Origin of the sequence: Desulfarculus baarsii DSM 2075, assembly GCF_000143965.1 — a bacterium.
Lineage (GTDB): Bacteria > Desulfobacterota > Desulfarculia > Desulfarculales > Desulfarculaceae > Desulfarculus > Desulfarculus baarsii.
Window position 1 is genome coordinate 1,851,855 of record NC_014365.1, and the last position, 22,789, is coordinate 1,874,643.

A 22,789-nucleotide genomic window follows, 5' to 3' on the forward strand; every position below is an offset into this window, starting at 1 on the left:
CCCGCAGCCGCTCGTCGCCCCTCACGCAGGGGCGTGGATTGAAACAGCGACATCGAGGCGCTAAAAACGCTCAACGTGCGTCGCCCCTCACGCAGGGGCGTGGATTGAAACGCCGCGCTGCGTAAGGCTGCCGCCGAGGCGCCCGAGTCGCCCCTCACGCAGGGGCGTGGATTGAAACGCAGGACGCAAAGCGCGAAGCCGAGGATGGCCCACGTCGCCCCTCACGCAGGGGCGTGGATTGAAACTGAATCTGGGGCCGTCGGCACGCCAAACGGCATAAAGTCGCCCCTCACGCAGGGGCGTGGATTGAAACCAGCACCGTGATAATGTGCCATTTGACCTGCTCCGTCGCCCCTCACGCAGGGGCGTGGATTGAAACTTCGCCAGGCCGCGCGGATAAATGGACAGTCGCGTCGCCCCTCACGCAGGGGCGTGGATTGAAACGCTCATTGGCGATCGGCCAATGGTTGGCGGATCGCGTCGCCCCTCACGCAGGGGCGTGGATTGAAACATGGGGTACACCTCAGCATAGTGCTTGTACACACGTCGCCCCTCACGCAGGGGCGTGGATTGAAACCCCACGTCCACGCTGCTGGGCGTCAACGCCGCCGGGTCGCCCCTCACGCAGGGGCGTGGATTGAAACCCGAGGTATTGCGTGTTCAACGAGCGCGGCGAAAAGTCGCCCCTCACGCAGGGGCGTGGATTGAAACCGGCTGCTAAATCACACTCAACACGGCCTTTCCGGGTCGCCCCTCACGCAGGGGCGTGGACTGAAACTGGTACTTTTCGTTCCGGCGGGTCTATCCCCATGGGTCGCCCCTCACGCAGGGGCGTGGATTGAAACACAAATGGTTTTGAATATGAATAATCTAAATAGGTGGTCGCCCCTCACGCAGGGGCGTGGATTGAAACAGGGCCTCGTGCGTGGCCTCGTTGTCGTTGTCTGTGTCGCCCCTCACGCAGGGGCGTGGATTGAAACGGGGCAATCCGCCGTCGTGGAACCCAATGTAGCCATCGTCGCCCCTCACGCAGGGGCGTGGATTGAAACAGCGCAATGAGCGTCGACGCCTCGGTCTGGGCCAGGTCGCCCCTCACGCAGGGGCGTGGATTGAAACACCTGCTGTGGGCCAGCCCGGATTGCAAGCACTTGTCGCCCCTCACGCAGGGGCGTGGATTGAAACGCCGTTGGGGCGGGCTTATGCCGCTGACATGAAGTCGCCCCTCACGCAGGGGCGTGGATTGAAACCTCATCATCGCCTCACTGCTTCTGGCCACGGCGGGTCGCCCCTCACGCAGGGGCGTGGATTGAAACACCGCCGCCATCAGCGTGTCGGCAGGAAGATAAGGTCGCCCCTCACGCAGGGGCGTGGATTGAAACCTATATAGAGTAGGTAGTAAATATGCTGTATATAGTCGCCCCTCACGCAGGGGCGTGGATTGAAACCACTAGTACAAACAATCCATAGAAAGGATAAGAGTCGCCCCTCACGCAGGGGCGTGGATTGAAACGCCGTCAGGTCGGCCACGGAGCCGCTCTCCCTCATGTCGCCCCTCACGCAGGGGCGTGGATTGAAACTCCTGCGCGCCGACGGCTAGCGTAACCTTCCTGAGTCGCCCCTCACGCAGGGGCGTGGATTGAAACATAAATGCTGCATGGGCCGAACCGCATTACGTCATGTCGCCCCTCACGCAGGGGCGTGGATTGAAACACGGGCGGATTGCACGACATAGTCATAGCCCACGTCGCCCCTCACGCAGGGGCGTGGATTGAAACTGAATACGCGCAACCTGAGTGGGGGCGGAAACCCGTCGCCCCTCACGCAGGGGCGTGGATTGAAACGCCGCCGTCGCCGTGGGGACTCATGGCCTTGGCGTCGCCCCTCACGCAGGGGCGTGGATTGAAACCATGCCATACGCCCGCGTGTACCACGCCTTGATTAGTCGCCCCTCACGCAGGGGCGTGGATTGAAACACTTGCGGTTGCGGATCGAGCGCGGGGAGGCTCGCGGTCGCCCCTCACGCAGGGGCGTGGATTGAAACGCGGGCCATTCGCTGGTTTTGCGAATGGCACCAGACGTCGCCCCTCACGCAGGGGCGTGGATTGAAACGCGCGTCACGCCGGACGGCCACGCCACGGTTGTGGTCGCCCCTCACGCAGGGGCGTGGATTGAAACTTTTTGATGGGGCCGGTTGGATCGTGCATGATCCCGTCGCCCCTCACGCAGGGGCGTGGATTGAAACTTATAGTACTAGTCCATATAAGCAAAGTAGAAGGAGTCGCCCCTCACGCAGGGGCGTGGATTGAAACATGGTCATGCTCCTGTACGGCCCAACCGGCACACCGTCGCCCCTCACGCAGGGGCGTGGATTGAAACTGCTTCTGGACGGGCGCTTGACGATGACGCGCAAGGGTCGCCCCTCACGCAGGGGCGTGGATTGAAACCGTTTCGTGGACCCACCTCGGGACAGGCGCTTGGGTCGCCCCTCACGCAGGGGCGTGGATTGAAACGGGATGGTGAAAAATGAACGTGGTTGCAATCCGGTCGCCCCTCACGCAGGGGCGTGGATTGAAACGTCAACGAGCGCCCGGTGCGGCAAAAGATTTCATGTCGCCCCTCACGCAGGGGCGTGGATTGAAACACACGATGGCCGTCAACCCCAGGTGGGAGCTTGGTCGCCCCTCACGCAGGGGCGTGGATTGAAACACTATTCCTCCACTTCTGGCCATTTCACGCCAAGTCGCCCCTCACGCAGGGGCGTGGATTGAAACATGCCGTCCTCGTTCAGGCCCAGGGCTTTGTAGTGGTCGCCCCTCACGCAGGGGCGTGGATTGAAACGCCCTCGTGGCTGCTGGTGCTGCCCTGCTGATTAGTCGCCCCTCACGCAGGGGCGTGGATTGAAACTGGGACTGGACGACGGGGCTTTTTACGAAAGCATGGTCGCCCCTCACGCAGGGGCGTGGATTGAAACATGGGCCGTCGCCGCGTGGTCGTGGTCAACCCTCGTCGCCCCTCACGCAGGGGCGTGGATTGAAACGGTTTGGAGCAATGAAAATGAAGGCATTTAGAGCAGGTCGCCCCTCACGCAGGGGCGTGGATTGAAACGGAGGAAATGTTTGCCAAGCGTGTTCGGCAATTCGTCGCCCCTCACGCAGGGGCGTGGATTGAAACTCGAATGCCGTAGGCGATGTTGCCCCAGTAGCGGGTCGCCCCTCACGCAGGGGCGTGGATTGAAACCCCACGCAAGAGCAAATTTATCCACCAGCGACAGGTCGCCCCTCACGCAGGGGCGTGGATTGAAACGCGGTGGCGAGCAACCCCTTAGCCTGAACCAACGGGTCGCCCCTCACGCAGGGGCGTGGATTGAAACCCTTGCCAGCCGCTCGATCATCTCCCGCGCCGCCGTCGCCCCTCACGCAGGGGCGTGGATTGAAACCCTCTCCCCGCACGGCCATCACGGTCAAAACGTGGTCGCCCCTCACGCAGGGGCGTGGATTGAAACGAGCAGACCGGCATCAGCATGGTGGCCGCCCGCGGTCGCCCCTCACGCAGGGGCGTGGATTGAAACAACGGCCCAGTCTGGCAACGAAGTAAAGACGCCGAGTCGCCCCTCACGCAGGGGCGTGGATTGAAACGTTGACCTGCGCAGCATCATTGTGCAAATGGCCGGTCGCCCCTCACGCAGGGGCGTGGATTGAAACTGCTATACGAGCATAACCAACCCTTGTACCTACGGGGTCGCCCCTCACGCAGGGGCGTGGATTGAAACATAAACAACAGTCTGCCCCAAAGGAGTCCAAGTGTCGCCCCTCACGCAGGGGCGTGGATTGAAACGTTGAAACTATCGGTGAATGTGTTGCCGCCCACGCGGTCGCCCCTCACGCAGGGGCGTGGATTGAAACCGGCCACAACCTGGCTCTACGCCGAGCCGGCCCAGTCGCCCCTCACGCAGGGGCGTGGATTGAAACCGGTGGTGGGAGGGCTGGTCGTGTCAATGATCAGGTCGCCCCTCACGCAGGGGCGTGGATTGAAACGCACCCACGGGCGTTGATCCGAGCCAACATCGTCGCGTCGCCCCTCACGCAGGGGCGTGGATTGAAACTCGACTGCCGCCTGGGAAAGAGCGGCCGATGACGGTCGCCCCTCACGCAGGGGCGTGGATTGAAACCATTCGTCACTCTCCTCTCCTCCAAATCCGCCAACAGTCGCCCCTCACGCAGGGGCGTGGATTGAAACCGGCCGCGCGGCGGCTAGCCTCGCGCGCCGTCAGCGTCGCCCCTCACGCAGGGGCGTGGATTGAAACCGATGCTGTTGCCTGGCTCTGCGTTAGGAGCAGGGTCGCCCCTCACGCAGGGGCGTGGATTGAAACACGCCGCCGGGAATCTCCGCCTTAATGGCGAAGTTGTCGCCCCTCACGCAGGGGCGTGGATTGAAACGACGACTGGTCCGCCGTCGGCACGGTGACGGTGTTGGTCGCCCCTCACGCAGGGGCGTGGATTGAAACATTGCCACCCCGTCCCAGCCGGTGGTATCTGGATGGTCGCCCCTCACGCAGGGGCGTGGATTGAAACTGGCGCACGCTGGGCAAGGTGACCGAGGACGTCAGTCGCCCCTCACGCAGGGGCGTGGATTGAAACATGCTCGCCAACATCGACCGCGACGTTGTCGGCCGTCGCCCCTCACGCAGGGGCGTGGATTGAAACTGTATCGGGGGCATGCCGTTCGGCCCGGTACGCCCGTCGCCCCTCACGCAGGGGCGTGGATTGAAACAGTGACCTGGCGGCCCTGGTCGTCGAAATATGTTTGTCGCCCCTCACGCAGGGGCGTGGATTGAAACGCCCCAGAGATCACGGTATCGCTGGGCAACGTGGTCGCCCCTCACGCAGGGGCGTGGATTGAAACGACGCCGACAACAAAATCGAGTTCAAGCTGACCCGTCGCCCCTCACGCAGGGGCGTGGATTGAAACCTGGATGGACGGCGCGGCAATGGCGGCCGTGGCCAGTCGCCCCTCACGCAGGGGCGTGGATTGAAACTGCAGTTCGTTCTGGATCAGATACGCCGGGTTGAGTCGCCCCTCACGCAGGGGCGTGGATTGAAACGCCCAGGGTCGCGCCGGCGGCCGACGGCATGCCGAGTCGCCCCTCACGCAGGGGCGTGGATTGAAACGCCCACGGCGTGCGGCGCGAGATGGATATCCGCGGTCGCCCCTCACGCAGGGGCGTGGATTGAAACGGGGCATGCACTGCCCCGAGGAGGCCGTGGCCGGAGTCGCCCCTCACGCAGGGGCGTGGATTGAAACTGCTTGTATATTCCTCGCCGCTGTCTTTGATCAGGTCGCCCCTCACGCAGGGGCGTGGATTGAAACTGGTGCCGGCGGAGGGCTTGGCCATCGTGCCGGGTCGCCCCTCACGCAGGGGCGTGGATTGAAACCTGGACGCACGGGCCGAGTTGCAGCCGGCCTACAGTCGCCCCTCACGCAGGGGCGTGGATTGAAACCGCCCTATGTCTATCAAGTGCGCAAGGATGAGTGCGTCGCCCCTCACGCAGGGGCGTGGATTGAAACCAGGGTCTACGACCACCAATTTCGCAAGGGACTGGGTCGCCCCTCACGCAGGGGCGTGGATTGAAACAAAAACTCCTGGCCCAGGCGCACACGATGACCAAGTCGCCCCTCACGCAGGGGCGTGGATTGAAACGCTTCGGTAAAATCAGCTAACCGCTAATAATTACAGTCGCCCCTCACGCAGGGGCGTGGATTGAAACCTGGAGATGGGCAAGGAATACCTGGGGCAGTTCCTGTCGCCCCTCACGCAGGGGCGTGGATTGAAACTGATCCGCCGGCCATTGACCCTACGCTCCTCGAACGTCGCCCCTCACGCAGGGGCGTGGATTGAAACATGGGCTTTGATCAAGCGGAAGAACCGCTGTGCATGTCGCCCCTCACGCAGGGGCGTGGATTGAAACATGGGCTTTGATCAAGCGGAAGAACCGCTGTGCATGTCGCCCCTCACGCAGGGGCGTGGATTGAAACGGCCGTCAACCGCATCCTGGCGCGGTCTTGGCGCGGTCGCCCCTCACGCAGGGGCGTGGATTGAAACCCCTGTCGTTCCGGGTGTGTTCCGCCCGCCGGCTACGTCGCCCCTCACGCAGGGGCGTGGATTGAAACGGATACACCCTGCCGCCGGCGGCCGTGCCGGCGGGTCGCCCCTCACGCAGGGGCGTGGATTGAAACGCCCTGGTGGAGTCGGAGACGCGCCGGGGCCGGCGTCGCCCCTCACGCAGGGGCGTGGATTGAAACATGGCGAAGTTGAACCGGGAGTCCGACTTCCGGTTGTCGCCCCTCACGCAGGGGCGTGGATTGAAACGCGCAGCGGGTGATAGTCCAGGAATGCCACGTCCGTCGCCCCTCACGCAGGGGCGTGGATTGAAACTTGGCCAGGTCGGCGTGCAGGGCCAGCCTGCGCGCGTCGCCCCTCACGCAGGGGCGTGGATTGAAACTGGCCGGGTTGGTGGGCGAGGAGCGGTGCTCCAGTCGCCCCTCACGCAGGGGCGTGGATTGAAACGAAATTCGACCGATATCGTTCACCCAACAGCGACGTCGCCCCTCACGCAGGGGCGTGGATTGAAACCCGGCGGCGTTGCTGACGATCTGGGCCGCGCCCCGTCGCCCCTCACGCAGGGGCGTGGATTGAAACCCATGTCGGCGGGGCGTCTGGCCCCGGCGTGGGCGTCGCCCCTCACGCAGGGGCGTGGATTGAAACCGGTGGTGGGGGGGCTGGTCGTGTCAATGATCAGCGCGTCGCCCCTCACGCAGGGGCGTGGATTGAAACTGGGTTGAGCAGAGGACCCGTCGTCCTTCGCCACGTCGCCCCTCACGCAGGGGCGTGGATTGAAACTCGCCAGCGTCCGGGGGGCGGAGTAGATGTCCCACGTCGCCCCTCACGCAGGGGCGTGGATTGAAACTTTGTCGTCTGGGTCTGACCCTCGCGCCAGAAGGTCGCCCCTCACGCAGGGGCGTGGATTGAAACCCTGCCAAAGTCGTAGATAATGCGCGGATTTTCGGGTCGCCCCTCACGCAGGGGCGTGGATTGAAACATGGCCAACCTGGTGGGCGACTTGGCCGAGATCGAGTCGCCCCTCACGCAGGGGCGTGGATTGAAACCTGCCATATCGGACAGAGTTCTCAGAGCCGTTCTGTCGCCCCTCACGCAGGGGCGTGGATTGAAACTGCCCTGGTCGATTTAAGCATCGTATCCCTCCTCGGTCGCCCCTCACGCAGGGGCGTGGATTGAAACGTCGGTATACACTTTCGTGATAGTGCTGGTCGTGTCGCCCCTCACGCAGGGGCGTGGATTGAAACTTTGTCGTCTGGGTCTGACCCTCGCGCCAGAAGGTCGCCCCTCACGCAGGGGCGTGGATTGAAACCCTGCCAAAGTCGTAGATAATGCGCGGATTTTCGGGTCGCCCCTCACGCAGGGGCGTGGATTGAAACTTGTCACCAAAACATCGTTATCCCATGTCGTGCCGTCGCCCCTCACGCAGGGGCGTGGATTGAAACTCACGCGCGCGTACGTGCGCACGTGCCTTACGCGTCGCCCCTCACGCAGGGGCGTGGATTGAAACTTCTGACCTGACACTTGTGAAGTATTGCACTTAGTCGCCCCTCACGCAGGGGCGTGGATTGAAACTCAATCGGTTGTTTTTTGGCCGCCACGCTTTTCGCGTCGCCCCTCACGCAGGGGCGTGGATTGAAACATGGATATGACGCGCTATGCAAAAAACCTGATGAGTCGCCCCTCACGCAGGGGCGTGGATTGAAACATTAATGACTGTTATGCAGGCATTCAAAGTGTTAAGTCGCCCCTCACGCAGGGGCGTGGATTGAAACGCCAACCGCGGACTTCGGTCCATGCAGAGGAGGGTCGCCCCTCACGCAGGGGCGTGGATTGAAACTCGTATAGCTTAGTTAACCTCTTTCCCTCACCTTGTCGCCCCTCACGCAGGGGCGTGGATTGAAACACAGCCTGGACAGCACGGGCGTCTCGTGGTACAAGTCGCCCCTCACGCAGGGGCGTGGATTGAAACTCTATTATCGATTCTAGCATGTGAGGTGCTTAGGGTCGCCCCTCACGCAGGGGCGTGGATTGAAACATTACCTGATCCAGTAACCACACCGCCCTCTCTTCGGTCGCCCCTCACGCAGGGGCGTGGATTGAAACTTGTGGTTCCGTTTCCGACCGCGACAATCACGCTTGGTCGCCCCTCACGCAGGGGCGTGGATTGAAACCTGCAACCACTATCGGCGCGTCGCCGCCGGCCAAGTCGCCCCTCACGCAGGGGCGTGGATTGAAACGTCGCCGCGCTCACGCCGCCCGAGTTGGCCGCCGTGTCGCCCCTCACGCAGGGGCGTGGATTGAAACTCGTTGGGGTTGAGTTTGGCGTAAAGGGTCGAAACGTCGCCCCTCACGCAGGGGCGTGGATTGAAACCACAATGGCGGTTTGTCGCAGCCCGGCGCTACATGTCGCCCCTCACGCAGGGGCGTGGATTGAAACCTCGTTGATAGTATTCATCTCCCGCGCGCCAACGGGTCGCCCCTCACGCAGGGGCGTGGATTGAAACCAAACCAAAGACACGCCGGTGCAGGGCCTAATTCGGTCGCCCCTCACGCAGGGGCGTGGATTGAAACCCGATGACTGCGCCGGGAACAGAGCCCGGCCCGTGTCGCCCCTCACGCAGGGGCGTGGATTGAAACTCGCCGGGGCTACAAGATCGTGGACCGCATGGGCACGTCGCCCCTCACGCAGGGGCGTGGATTGAAACCTTCGCGGGAAGCGGAAGACGACGCTGCCGGGGCGTCGCCCCTCACGCAGGGGCGTGGATTGAAACGCCTACCTGCGCCTTGGCTTGGACGGTGCCACCACGTCGCCCCTCACGCAGGGGCGTGGATTGAAACTACCGCACGGCCTGGGCCGTGATGTCGAAGCCAGTCGCCCCTCACGCAGGGGCGTGGATTGAAACGCACCCACGGGCGCTGATCCGAGCCAACATCGTCGCGGTCGCCCCTCACGCAGGGGCGTGGATTGAAACCCCACGCAAGGGCGAATTTATCCACCAGCGACAGGTCGCCCCTCACGCAGGGGCGTGGATTGAAACTTGGGGAATGGTGCGCCGGACACGACCCCTGGCGAGTCGCCCCTCACGCAGGGGCGTGGATTGAAACCGTGCGGGCAGACGACTCCAGCGCATTTGGGGAGGTCGCCCCTCACGCAGGGGCGTGGATTGAAACAAGTCACCAACGGCGGCACCACCGGCACGCCGAAGTCGCCCCTCACGCAGGGGCGTGGATTGAAACTATCAATATTTGGCCCCGACACCCGGTGCGGGATGAGTCGCCCCTCACGCAGGGGCGTGGATTGAAACACGGCGACCAGCCAGCGCCGCTGGTGGGCGTCGTCGTCGCCCCTCACGCAGGGGCGTGGATTGAAACAGGTGCACCTTGTCGCGGCCCAGGGCCTCGGCCATGTCGCCCCTCACGCAGGGGCGTGGATTGAAACACTTGAGCGCGGCTGGCGGGGCCGACAACTTGACGTCGCCCCTCACGCAGGGGCGTGGATTGAAACTTGGGTCAGGCCAATGGCCTCGCGGATGGCCCGGTCGCCCCTCACGCAGGGGCGTGGATTGAAACGTTTTTTCCGAACCTCACTGGCTTGAGTCTTCGGTCGCCCCTCACGCAGGGGCGTGGATTGAAACGTGCTGGTGTTGCTCCCGCGCCAGTTTGAGCAGCAGTCGCCCCTCACGCAGGGGCGTGGATTGAAACGCATCACAGCCTACACGCCCCTCCGGCGCAGTCCGGTCGCCCCTCACGCAGGGGCGTGGATTGAAACCATGCTCACACCCTCATTGGCATGACGACGTGCTTGTCGCCCCTCACGCAGGGGCGTGGATTGAAACATGCCCACGGCAAGGCATGGTCCGCTGGATTCCACGTCGCCCCTCACGCAGGGGCGTGGATTGAAACTTAGCGCCTCGATGTCGCTGAACACCGCTACGCGCGTCGCCCCTCACGCAGGGGCGTGGATTGAAACAACCGCGGGCGGCCGCGATCCGAGCGCTTGCCGGTCGCCCCTCACGCAGGGGCGTGGATTGAAACAGGAAACGCTGTCCAAGGCCGTTGACGGACTTGGGTCGCCCCTCACGCAGGGGCGTGGATTGAAACTCGGGCCGTAACGCTGACTGATGTCGTCGGCCACGGTCGCCCCTCACGCAGGGGCGTGGATTGAAACTGCAATCCGAATCCGCCAGCGATAACCGTGAATTGTCGCCCCTCACGCAGGGGCGTGGATTGAAACGCCGGCAACATCGTGGACTGGCGGGGCATGACCCTGGTCGCCCCTCACGCAGGGGCGTGGATTGAAACGTTGGGCCTAATGACGGCCAAAACTGCCCCGCCTTGTCGCCCCTCACGCAGGGGCGTGGATTGAAACTTCGCCGCCCGCCCGCGGCCCGAGCGCCTGGCGGCGTCGCCCCTCACGCAGGGGCGTGGATTGAAACTCAGCCATACGCGGCCCATTGCCAAGGCCTTCCTGGTCGCCCCTCACGCAGGGGCGTGGATTGAAACTGGGCGATGTCCAGCGAGTTGCGGATCACCACGTCGCCCCTCACGCAGGGGCGTGGATTGAAACTCCAGCCACAGCTCGCGGATGGCGCTCATCGCCGTCGCCCCTCACGCAGGGGCGTGGATTGAAACAGGTGCACCTTGTCGCGGCCCAGGGCCTCGGCCATGTCGCCCCTCACGCAGGGGCGTGGATTGAAACGTTGTGAACGAAAACCACATTTTGCGCGTTATGCGTCGCCCCTCACGCAGGGGCGTGGATTGAAACTGGTTGACCGCTACGAGGGCGACGTCCGCGACATGGTCGCCCCTCACGCAGGGGCGTGGATTGAAACAAGGACAGGTCTGGCAAGCTGCGGCGAAGCATTCGAGTCGCCCCTCACGCAGGGGCGTGGATTGAAACTCGGGCGGGTTTATGACTCGCTGCATGGCCGGTGTCGCCCCTCACGCAGGGGCGTGGATTGAAACTCCGATGACTGCGCCGGGAACAGAGCCCGGCCCGTGTCGCCCCTCACGCAGGGGCGTGGATTGAAACAGCAACTCCATCACCGGGTTGAGTTTGAGCGGGGGTCGCCCCTCACGCAGGGGCGTGGATTGAAACGCGCAGATGGTGGCGCAGATTGCCAGCATTTGGGTCGCCCCTCACGCAGGGGCGTGGATTGAAACGGCGACGAAGAAGAGGACGACGCCGAGACGGCGCTCGTCGCCCCTCACGCAGGGGCGTGGATTGAAACTTCTTCAAGTCCTGGGGCGACTTTTTCCGCGCCAGGTCGCCCCTCACGCAGGGGCGTGGATTGAAACTCTGCGACATGGCCGGGGTGAAGCACGGCGACAGGTCGCCCCTCACGCAGGGGCGTGGATTGAAACACGAGCGTCAACGCTCAAGGGGCTGGGGGCAAAGGGTCGCCCCTCACGCAGGGGCGTGGATTGAAACTTATTGGAGGTGCGGCCATGTTCAAAAAGATCGCCGTCGCCCCTCACGCAGGGGCGTGGATTGAAACATGGACATGGGCACAGGCAAAAGCCGCACGCTGATGTCGCCCCTCACGCAGGGGCGTGGATTGAAACTTCCAACGGACCTGACCAACCATTTTGTGATCGGGTCGCCCCTCACGCAGGGGCGTGGATTGAAACCCTTAATCATATCAACTACTTTTGTTGGCCTGTCGTCGCCCCTCACGCAGGGGCGTGGATCGAAACTTTTGGGGGGGGCTAGCCCTGGGCCGCGTCTGGGTCGCCCCTCACGCAGGGGCGTGGATTGAAACTTTTGTCGTTCGCCTGCGTGAGGGGCTATATTGGTCGCCCCTCACGCAGGGGCGTGGATTGAAACCCGTGACTACAAGAGCGCCCCCGGCTTTTGGACGTCGCCCCTCACGCAGGGGCGTGGATTGAAACGGATAGACGTCTGCCGGGTCATCTCGCCGAAAGTGCGTCGCCCCTCACGCAGGGGCGTGGATTGAAACCGCGATGTAGGCCAGCAGCGCGGCAATTTCGCCCCAGTCGCCCCTCACGCAGGGGCGTGGATTGAAACCCCGAACCCGTGTTGATCGTCCGGGCTCATCTTACGTCGCCCCTCACGCAGGGGCGTGGATTGAAACCGCGCCAAGTACGGGCGGAAGCACGTCGTCAGCGTCGCCCCTCACGCAGGGGCGTGGATTGAAACTCGCCACCAAAGGCCCTCGTCGGCAGGCGGCGTCAGGTCGCCCCTCACGCAGGGGCGTGGATTGAAACGTGGTATTCGGCCAAGGCCTCGGGCATGCTGTCGTCGCCCCTCACGCAGGGGCGTGGATTGAAACATAGGCCGCCTGGATGCTGTCGCCAGCCGTGACGGTCGCCCCTCACGCAGGGGCGTGGATTGAAACTTCGTTTGATCATGGGAGGATAGCGGGCGTCCCAGTCGCCCCTCACGCAGGGGCGTGGATTGAAACAACGAAGAACTGGGAGACGAAAACAGCGCCCTCCGTCGCCCCTCACGCAGGGGCGTGGATTGAAACGTCGTTCATGGCCGTGACGGTGTGCATCGGCTCCCGTCGCCCCTCACGCAGGGGCGTGGATTGAAACGTGGTATTCGGCCAAGGCCTCGGGCATGCTGTCGTCGCCCCTCACGCAGGGGCGTGGATTGAAACATAGGCCGCCTGGATGCTGTCGCCAGCCGTGACGGTCGCCCCTCACGCAGGGGCGTGGATTGAAACTTCGTTTGATCATGGGAGGATAGCGGGCGTCCCAGTCGCCCCTCACGCAGGGGCGTGGATTGAAACAACGAAGAACTGGGAGACGAAAACAGCGCCCTCCGTCGCCCCTCACGCAGGGGCGTGGATTGAAACAACCACGATAGCCCCTTGGTTGAGCTTCTCCTCCAGTCGCCCCTCACGCAGGGGCGTGGATTGAAACTGTGGTAGCTCAATTGGTCAGAGCAGGCGACTTAGTCGCCCCTCACGCAGGGGCGTGGATTGAAACTTGCGGTAGATGTTTCATGGGCCCCCCCCCCACCACGTCGCCCCTCACGCAGGGGCGTGGATTGAAACCATGGCGACACGCCGCAAACCGCGCCGGCATCTGAGTCGCCCCTCACGCAGGGGCGTGGATTGAAACATTGCCATGCTTGTTTTGGGCGCGGCCGCCCTTTTGTCGCCCCTCACGCAGGGGCGTGGATTGAAACGCCGCCGAAATGCCATACGAGATCGTCTACTTAGTCGCCCCTCACGCAGGGGCGTGGATTGAAACTAAAGCTCGACCCTCGGCAAATGTTCCCTGAGCGAGTCGCCCCTCACGCAGGGGCGTGGATTGAAACACTTGAGCGCGGCTGGCGGGGCCGACAACTTGAGTCGCCCCTCACGCAGGGGCGTGGATTGAAACTTACCGGCCGCCGTCGCCCTTCGCCGCCCACAGCGGTCGCCCCTCACGCAGGGGCGTGGATTGAAACCTGGTGGGGGCCATTGTCGGCGGCGGCATGGGCGGTCGCCCCTCACGCAGGGGCGTGGATTGAAACTCGGCCGCGCGGCGGCTAGCCTCGCGCGCCGTCAGGTCGCCCCTCACGCAGGGGCGTGGATTGAAACCAGACCGGCGAGTGGGTGATCCAACGCCGCGCCGTGTCGCCCCTCACGCAGGGGCGTGGATTGAAACTCGAATTCAAGGGTCACCGTGTCCATGTCGGGGCGTCGCCCCTCACGCAGGGGCGTGGATTGAAACAGAAAGGCTTGGAAGTCGCGGGCGGAATCGAGCCGTCGCCCCTCACGCAGGGGCGTGGATTGAAACACCGATCTGCAATTACGGTTCATGACGCCACAGACGTCGCCCCTCACGCAGGGGCGTGGATTGAAACGCCCCGTGCGGTCTGGGGAATCGCCGATAATGGCTAGTCGCCTCTCACGCAGGGGCGTGGATTGAAACTTCGCGCGCGCGTGTACGCATATATTTGGTATTCTGGGTCGCCCCTCACGCAGGGGCGCGGATTGAAACCGGCGATAGAAAACAAGCGCCGGCCCGCATCCAGAGGTCGCCCCTCATTGAATGTTTTGTGGGGGGCGGCGCACGCCTTCGACTATGATTGGGTCTCCACAACGAAGGGCGTACAGGAAGCGAAACATTAGCTAGAAAGCCACGGCGCACGGGGGCTTGTCCCGTGCAATGAATCGTTCAGCTACCGCTGCTGTGGCATCATCGCGGTGATATATGTCGGACAAAACGGATTAGGCAAGCCGGGCATAATGCCGAGGGCCAAGTTTGCCCACCCCTAGACGGTAGTTTTGAGCATATAGTAATGCGACATGATTTTTTGCCACATATGAGGCTCAACCAAAATAGAGAGGACCAAATGTCTAAACGATTTGCCCTGGCGATTGTATTGCTTGCCTTCATCGCGCTGTGCACGTCCGGCGCGGCTGGCGCGGCTGGGTTCAGCCAGTTTGTCGGACTTGGCGACAGCACCCTGGACACCGGGTATCTCCGCTATCACACCTCGGGAGACGCGGAATTAGATAGCGCGATCGCCGACGCCGTTGCTCTGGGCGCCAATGGTGGATGGGCTGGCAACGGGGTGATGAACACCACCATCCTGGCGGGCAAGTTTGGCCTTGACGCCGCCACGATCGGCGACGGCGGAACCAACTACGCCGTCGGCGGAGCCTACACCACGATGGCCAGGCTAGGCCTCGTCCCCTCTACCCAACAGGTCGCCAACTATCTCGCATCCGTGGGCGGCGTCGCCAATCCCTCCGCGCTCTACATCGTAAGTTCCGGCAACAACGATCTGATTTATGCTTCCCAGAACGTCGTCTCCCCCAACTTTCTGCACGAGCAAGCAATCGCCTGGGCGGCGGCGGTGGCGCGTCTGCAAGCGGCTGGCGCCCGCGTCATCTTGGCGCCCAATTCTTACTATTGCTGCACCCTCGCGGGCTTGGGTGGCGTGATTCCCAGCGACAAAGCCGCCGCTTACGCGCAGGCAACGCTTTACGGGGTGGATATATGGCGGAGCATGACCGCGGCTGGCGTGCGCTACATCCCCGCCGATCAGAAAAGCCTGATCGAATATGTGATAAAAAACCCCACTCTTTTTGGGTTTACCGCAACTTCGGTGTTGTCGTCCAGTGCGCCCGCTTCCGTGCCAGCCGTTTTGGCCATTCTCACCCCTCTCCAGCAGCAAACCTTCCTATTTATAGATGGTCACCATCTAACCACGGCTGGCCAAACCATTGTCGCCGATTACAACTACAACCTGCTGGCCGCGCCCAGCCAGATATCCTTGATCACCGAAGGCGCGGTGCAGGGTGGTTTGGCGCGCACGGCCACTATTCAGCGACAGATCGATCTGTCCTGGCGACATCGCGGACCAGGCGGCGTCAATGTGTGGACCAGCGTCGGAGCCTATAGACAGAAAATCAAGAACGCCTCGGGCTTCCCCACCGCTTCGGGCGTCCCCTTCAGCGGGTCGGCGGGCGTGGATTATCAGACCACGCGCGGTCTTATCATGGGCGCGGCCCTTACGGCGGGCAGTCAGAGGCAGGACTTTTCCACCGGTGGCCATTTCGATCAGACAGACGGGGCCCTGAGCCTGTATGCCGCCTACAAGATCGGCTGGTTATGGGGAAACGCCGTGGCTTCCTACGGCCAGTTTAGCGACAAAATCACGCGTCAAGCGCCTCTTGGAATCTTAATCGATCATAACGACTCCGACACCGACGGGCATTCTCAAGCGCTCGCCTTGCGCGCCGGCGGCGATATAAAGATCGGACCTTTCACCACCGGCCCAGTGGCGGGCGTGGTGATGCAAAAAGTGTGGCTCGACAGCTTCAGGGAAACCGGCGGCACCGGGGTCACGGCCCTGTGGTTTGACAGCATCACGCGGGATTCCCTTGTCAGCCAGCTAGGCTGGCGCTTATCGCTGGAACTGGGTGATTGGCAACCATTCGCGGAAGCGAACTGGAGCCACGAATGGGCCGAAAGGGACCGCAGCGTAACGGCCGCGCTCACCACCGTGGAGGCCCCGTCCTATTCCATGGCCGCCGTACCGGTGGCTTCCGATTGGGCCACCATGTTGCTAGGCGCTTCTTATAGGCTCAATTCGCGGGTGATGCTGCAAGGCTCGGCTTCGGCGGTGGCCTTCAATCACGAGGTGACAAGCTACGGTGGGGAGTTGAGCGTGAACTTCAATTTCTAGGCCTACCCCCGTGGTTGGTTCATATTTGCCTCCGTAGGAGCGACTTGCCCGCCAAGTCCTTGTCCGGCTGGACGTTGCGCGGATTGAAAACGTCAAGGAAAAACAGGCAAACCTGGCCGGCGCGGCCCAGGTCGCCCCTCACGCGGGGGCGTGGATTGAAACGGGGGTCAAGGTGTGTGTGGCTTGGCAGGTCATGGCCACGCCCAGCGCCTTGACGCCTTCCGCGCCATCTTTTAAAATATCTAATAGATCAGAGCGTATCCCGTCGAAAGGCGGAGTAGGACGCCTGGGCGGTCGAACGGCTGTAGTCGTGGACTTCCCAGGAACGGAGGAGCTGACCGGCCTCCCGCTCTGGTCGTTTTTTTGGTTTTGTACCAACATTCGGGTCCAGCGCGGCCAGCATGGCGTCAAGTCGGCTTCACCGTCCGCCATTGGCGCCAACGAAATTTTCCGGTGACGCCGTTGACAAAACACGGCGATTATTTATGATATCAACTAGCGCCTGACGTTGAGCGTGCCCAGCCGACCCTTTGGGCGCGGCCCGACATGCGAGTCCCGTCGGGCGCAACTTTTTTGGCGTTCGGGGGGGGCGCCGAATCTGGCCTGGGCCGGCGTAAAAACGCGCTTGACGCCCCCCATCGACGGTCGGCCTTGGCCGCCTGGTCGTCGCTCCCTCGGCAGCCCGAGCGAAAAAAAGAAACCCGCCGTAGGCCCAGGGGTCCCCGCCGATGTGGCGGCATATTCGTGGGAGAGACCGGCGGGTTTCTTTACTGGCGTTAACGCCGGGGCATGGGCTCGCCAGCCAAAAGCCGCTTGGTCAATTCACGCCGTGGAGTATCCAACACCCGCGCCACGGGGCCAGACTCGATCACCGCGCCCCGGTCCATGACGTGAACCTCGGCGCACAGCCGCGCCAAGATACCCAGATCGTGGCTGATGAACAGCACCGACAGGCCTCCCACGACCAACTCGTCCAGCAGATCGACGATTTGCAGTTGACCGGGCAGATCCAGGCTGGCCACGGCCTCGTCGCAGATCAACAGCCGTGGCCCCAGGGCCAGGGCCCGGGCAATGGCCACGCGCTGGCATTGCCCGCCGCTGAGCTGGTGCGGCCGGCGCTCGGCCAGGCCGGGCTCCAGGCCGACGCGGGCCAGCAAGTCGCGCGCTTGGGCTTGGGCGCGCGGCTTCGCTCGCCCGGCGATGGCCCACAACGGCTCGGCCACGGCTTGGCTGGCGCTCATGCGCGGGTTGAGATGAACCTGGGGGTCTTGCCAGATCATCTGGACCAGGCGGGCCAGGCGGGGCCTGTCGCCCTTGCCTCGGCCATATTCCACGCCGGCCAGGCGCAGTTGTCCGACGTCGAGGGGCTCCAGGCCCAGGATCAGCCGGCCCAGGGTCGATTTGCCCGAGCCGCTGGGTCCGGCCACGCCCACGGCTTGGCCAGGCAGGATTGTCAGGCTCACCCCGTCCACGGCCCGGCGCGCGCCGCCGCCCGACGCCGCGTAGGCCTTGGTCAGCCCTTGGGCGCGCAACAACGGCTCAGGCACGGGCGGCCTCAAGCTCGCGCAGGGCGGCCATGGCCAGGCGCGTGGTGGGGTGACGCGGGCTGGCCATGAGTTGGGCCGTGGGCCCGCTTTCGACGATCGCGCCGCGTTCCATCACCGCCACCCGCGCGGCCATGGCCGCGATCACTCGCCAGTCGTGGCTGATGAGCATCATGGCCGAGCCGTGCCGCGCGTTCATCAGGCGCAGCAGACGCAATATTTCCGCTTGCATGATCGGGTCCAGGCCGGTGGTGGGTTCGTCGGCGATGAGCAGGCGCGGCCGCAGGCCCAGGGCCATGGCCAGTTGCACGCGTTGGCGCATGCCGCCGCTTAGCTGGTGGGGATAGGCGCGCTGGAGGCCGGGCTCCAGCCCGACTTGCGCCAAGAGCCCACCCGTGGCGTCGCGGGCCTGTTTGGGGGCCATCACGCCGTTGGCGCTCAGGGCCTCGGCCACCTGGCGGCCGATGGTCATGGTCGGGTCCAGGGCGGCGGCCGAGCTTTGCATCAGCAAGAACACGCCGCGACCGCGCAGGCCGCGCCACTGCCGTGGGTCGGTCATATTCAGCGTTCGGCCGTCGAAATCCATGCGGCCGGCCCGCGCCAATGCCGGCGGCGGGATCAAGCCGGCCATGGCCGCCGCCACCAGCGACTTGCCCGCGCCGCTGGGGCCCACCAAGCCCAGGATCTCCGTCGGCTCGACGCGCAAATCAACCCCCCGCACCAGCGGCGCGCCGCCCGGACCCTCGACGCAAAGTCCCCGCACAGTAACGCCCATGCTCAAAAATCCCTATCCTGGCGCACTTGCAACCTGTCGCGCAGGCCTTCGGCCAGCAGGTTGCAGCCCAGCACAGTGGCCGTGATGGCCAGGCCCGGCGCCAGCATCAGCCATGGCGCGCGAGCCAGGTTGGCCCGCGCCTCGTGAAGCATGGCCCCCCATTCCGGCGTGGGCGGCTGGGCCCCCAGGCCAAGATAGCCCAGCCCCGAGATGGCCACGATCATCCAGCCGGTTTTCAGCGAGGCCGCCACCAAAATCGGCGCGGCGATCTCGGGCAGGACGTAACGCCGCGCGATGGCCCATCGGCCCAGGCCCAGGGCCTGGCCGGCCACGACAAAGCGCCGCGCCAGGGCGGCCACGGCCAGGCCCCGCGTGAAACGCGCCCACCAGGCCCAACCCGCCGCCGCCGCGCCCAGGCACACGCTCAAAAGCGATGGCCCCATGGCCCCGGCCAAGGCCAAGGCCAGCACCAGGCCGGGAAAGGCCAGGCCCACGTCCACCAGGCGCATCAAAAAGCCGTCCCAACGGCCGCCCAGCATGGCCGCCAAGAGCCCCAGGCCCAGGCCCAGGCCCAGGGCCAGGCCCGAGGCCAGCATTGCCGCGCCCAACGAATTGCGCGCGCCATAAATAATGCGCGATAGCTGATCGCGACCCAGGCGGTCGGCGCCCAGCGGGCGCTCCAGGCTGGGCGGGCGAAGGCGTTGGCCCAGATCAACGGCGTTGGGATCGTGGGGCGCCAGCCACGGCGCGGCCACGGCGACCAGCATCAAAAGCGCCACGATGGCGCCGCCAAGACGGATCATGGCTGGGGCTCCGGGCAAGATTCGCCGGCCGGCGCGGCTTGCCGCAGACGCGGATCGACCAGGCGATAAAGCGCGTCCACGCCCAGATTGGCCACGACGTAAAACAGGGCCATCAGCATCACCGCCGCTTGCAAAACCGGCATGTCGCGGGCCAGGATGGCCTGGGCCGCCAGTTGGCCAAGGCCCGGCCACGAAAAAACCGACTCGACGATCACCGAGCCGCCCAGCAAATGCCCCAGGCACAGGCCCCACATCGTCAGCGCCGGCAGCAGCGAGTTTTTGACCACGTGCCGCGTGAAGGTTTGCCAACGCCCAAGGCCCTTGGCCATGGCCAAGCGCACGTAGTCGCGGCTTTTGGTCTCGATGACGCTGGCCCGCAGCACCCTGGCCTGCATGGCCGCCACGGCCAGGGCCAGGGTCAGCGCCGGCAAGATCAAGTGCTCCGGCCCGCCCCGGCCCATCACCGGCAGCCAGCCGGCCTCCACGGCGAAAAGCCAGATCAAGAGCATGCCCAGCCAATAATTGGGCGCGCTCATGGCCAAGATGGCGGCCAGGCGGCCCAGACGATCGATGAGCCGGCCGTGAAACAAACCGCCCAGCAGGCCGCCGGCCAGCGATAAGGCCACCACCAGCCCAAAGGCCGTCAGGGCCAGTTCGGCCGTGGCCAGGGCCCGGGGGCCCAGCTCCTGGCTGACGGGTCGGCCGCTGACGTAGGACAGGCCAAAATCCAGCCGCGCCGCCCGGCCCAGCCAGCGCAGGTATTGCAGGGCCAAGGCGTCGTCCAGGCCCATCTCGGCGCGGACCTGGGCCAGCTTCTGGGCCGTGGGGGCCTCGTAGCGGTCGCGCAGCAGGATCTCGGCCGGGTCGCCGGGGGCCAGCCAGGTCAGGCCAAAGGTCAACACCGAGACGCCAAGCATGGTCAGCGCCAGCCGCCAGGCCTGGCCCCACAGGCCGGACAGGACGCGCCAGGGGCCGCTCAAGCCAGGGCCGCCAAACGGCGGGGACAGGCCCACCACAGCACGGCCACCTGCACCGAGCCCTGGGCGAGCACCATGCCGTCATGGCAATGACGCCGCAAGACCGAGGCGATCTTGCCGTCCACTTCGGGGCCTCGCCGGCCAAAGATGCCGAAATAGCTGCGATAAAACCGGGCCACCTTTTCCACGGGCTGACAAAAGCGGCTTGTCCAATGCAGATGGCGCAAATTTGGCCGGCGTTCGGCGGCGATGAGATAGTTCACCGCGCAGCTAAGGTGGTGGCTGCCCTTGTGAAAGGGCATTTGCAGCACCTCGCCCCACAGCTCCCGCCGAAACTCGTATGGCTCGTGGCCAGTGCCCAGGGTCAGGGCGCAGTGGCCGCTCGACCAGCTTTCCAAGCGGGCCAGGCCCTCGGGCGACAGGGCCGGCGGGAAAAATCCGGCCAGGGCCAGAGCGCTTTTGCGCGCGGGTCGGTGATCGCGCCAGTTGCTGTTAATCGTCGTTATTTCAAGCTGCTGGCTGAAAGATTGGCGCTTCAGGGCCGCCAACATGCCAGCGGAGTTGTCCAGCGCCGTCACCCGCGCCCCGGCCTTGGCCAGCGGGATGGCCAGCGTGCCCGGCCCACAGCCCACGTCCAGCACGCTCGCGCCGGGACCGACCACGCCATTGGCCAGCAACTCGTCGACCACCGCGCGGCCCAGGGTCTCGGGTTGGCCCCACAGGTCCAGGTAGATGTCGCTGACTTCGTCGTAGAAGCGATCCCAGGCCTTGGGGTCGATCTCCTGGGTTGTCTTGAGAAACGACGCCTCGTTGGCCCGCCGCCAGGCATCCTCCCAAAACTGGCGGCCGAGGGGGGCCATCTCCACGGCCAGATCTTGCATTTTCACTGCGGGTATCATTGGGCCTCCCAGGGCCCGCGCTCGGTGAGCAGGGGCCGGAAGTTCTGGTCCAGCTCCAGGGCCGGGGCCAGGCCGCGGCGTTGGGCGTGGATGCTGTGTTCGTGATAAAGGGCTAGCAGCGGCAGTTCGGCGCCGAAGATCTGGGCCAGCTGGCGGTAGATTTCGCGTCTGGCGCGGGGGTCCATTTCGTGGCGGCCGGCCTCGATGAGCTTTTGCGCCCGCTGGTTGCGCCAGCCCTGATTGGCCGCGCCGTGCTGGTCCAGGTAATACGAATAAAAAAAGTCCGGGTCGCCGGTCATGAGGGTGTTTGGTTGCAGGCTCAGGTCAAACTGGCTCTTGCGCAGGGCCTCGTAATAGCCGCCGGCCTCGCTGACGACGATCTCGGCGGGCCAGCCGGCCTGGCGCAAGCGGTCTTGGATGATCTGGGCCATGTCCAGGTAGGGCCAGCGTTCGGTCGTGCCGGCGTGCAGCAGGATCAGCAGGGGCCGATTTGGGGCGGCCGGTTGCTCCGCCGCCGGCGGCGCGGCCAGGCCAAAGGCCCAGTCCACGGCCAGGTTGGTGTATGGGGCGCTGGCTGGCTCGCCGCTGTCGCCGGCCAGGGCCGCCACCAACGCGCGACGATCGACGAGCTCGGCCAGCCAACGTCTGGCCCGAACATCGGCGAATGGCGGCCGGCGGCAGTTGAAGAGCAGATAGTGGGTGGTGGCCACCTCGCGGCGCTTGAGCTCGACCCTGGGATCGTCGGCCAGTTCGGCGGCCTGCTCGGGCAGGATGGCCCCCACGTCGGCCACGGCGTCGATCGCGCCGGCCAAGAGGGCCATGACCCGCGTGTGGGCGTCGGGGATGTGGCGGAACTCCACCCGCCGATAGCGGGGTTTGGGGCCCCAATAATCACCAAAAGCCGTCAGCTCCACGCTCTGGTTGGGCCGGGCCAGCTCCAGGCGATAGGGCCCGGTGGCGATGAATTTTTGGATGCGCCCGGCTTGATCGAAGCCGCTGGGTTTGAGGATGGGCCCGCCGTAATAGGCCACCAAGCTGGCCAGATTGGGCGAGGGACGCTTCAGGCTGAAAACGACCTCGTCGCCCACGGCCTCCAGCTTGGCCACCTCGCGGTAGGCCCCGCCGGCGTCGTAGCGGGGATGATTCATGATCCGCCGCAGCGCCTGGGCCGCCTCGGCGGCGGTCAGGTCCGTGCCGTCGTGAAACTTCACCCCCGGCCGCAGCTTGAAGCGCCAGCGGCGGCCGCCGTCCTCCACCCGCCACGAACTGGCCAGCCAGGGCAGGGGCCGCATGTCCGGGCCCAGGTAGGTCAGGGCTTCCCAGGCGTTGGTCGAGCCGTGCACAAAGGCCCGGCTGTCGGGGCCGTCGAGGAAATCGCGGCCCACGCCGATGACAAGGCTGGCGTCGCCGCCGGCCCAGGCGGGCTGGGGCGAAGACGCCAGCATCAAAAGCGTCATAAGCGCGGCGATGATGGCCAGGGCCGTCAGGCCCCGGCGTTCGGGCAGGGATGCGTTCAAGCT

7 protein-coding genes and 1 CRISPR repeat array (1 of these 8 running past the window's edge) are annotated in these 22,789 nt (G+C 64.6%); of the genes, 1 reads left to right on the forward strand and 6 read right to left on the reverse strand.

The window, feature by feature from the left end; translation table 11 throughout:
• Positions 1–14,074: direct repeats of the CRISPR family, unit length 32 nt; unit sequence GTCGCCCCTCACGCAGGGGCGTGGATTGAAAC (it extends 7,074 nt beyond the left edge of the window).
• Positions 14,075–14,429: 355 nt separating this feature from the next.
• The gene (locus DEBA_RS08330) at positions 14,430–16,271 is read left to right on the forward strand and encodes an autotransporter outer membrane beta-barrel domain-containing protein (protein ID WP_013258485.1); all 1,842 of its coding nucleotides are present in this window, start codon (positions 14,430–14,432) and stop codon (positions 16,269–16,271) included.
• A 776-nt stretch (positions 16,272–17,047) separates the two neighbouring features.
• Here the strand turns inward: DEBA_RS08330 and DEBA_RS08335 are convergent.
• The 6 genes from DEBA_RS08335 to DEBA_RS08360 are packed head-to-tail and all read right to left on the reverse strand — an operon-like array spanning position 17,048 to position 22,786.
• Positions 17,048–17,818, reverse strand: coding sequence for an ABC transporter ATP-binding protein (locus DEBA_RS08335; RefSeq protein WP_013258486.1), 771 nt, complete (start codon positions 17,816–17,818; stop codon positions 17,048–17,050).
• On the reverse strand, positions 17,811–18,590 hold the full coding sequence (locus DEBA_RS08340; RefSeq protein WP_013258487.1) for an ATP-binding cassette domain-containing protein: 780 nt from the start codon (positions 18,588–18,590) through the stop codon (positions 17,811–17,813). Before DEBA_RS08340 ends, DEBA_RS08335 begins: the two co-directional genes overlap by 8 nt.
• 2 nt (positions 18,591–18,592) lie before the next feature.
• Positions 18,593–19,393 carry an ABC transporter permease gene (locus DEBA_RS08345; RefSeq protein ID WP_013258488.1) on the reverse strand — a complete coding sequence of 267 codons (801 nt, stop codon included), beginning with the start codon at positions 19,391–19,393 and terminating at the stop codon, positions 18,593–18,595.
• Positions 19,390–20,373: an ABC transporter permease gene (locus DEBA_RS08350; protein ID WP_013258489.1), complete on the reverse strand. Its 984-nt coding sequence runs from the start codon at positions 20,371–20,373 to the stop codon at positions 19,390–19,392. Before DEBA_RS08350 ends, DEBA_RS08345 begins: the two co-directional genes overlap by 4 nt.
• On the reverse strand, positions 20,370–21,269 hold the full coding sequence (locus DEBA_RS08355) for a class I SAM-dependent methyltransferase (RefSeq protein WP_013258490.1): 900 nt from the start codon (positions 21,267–21,269) through the stop codon (positions 20,370–20,372). The genes DEBA_RS08350 and DEBA_RS08355 overlap by 4 nt, the downstream gene beginning before the upstream one ends.
• Complete coding sequence (locus tag DEBA_RS08360; RefSeq protein ID WP_013258491.1) at positions 21,266–22,786, reverse strand: ABC transporter substrate-binding protein; 1,521 nt, start codon at positions 22,784–22,786, stop codon at positions 21,266–21,268. The genes DEBA_RS08355 and DEBA_RS08360 overlap by 4 nt, the downstream gene beginning before the upstream one ends.
• Positions 22,787–22,789 lie beyond the last annotated feature (3 nt).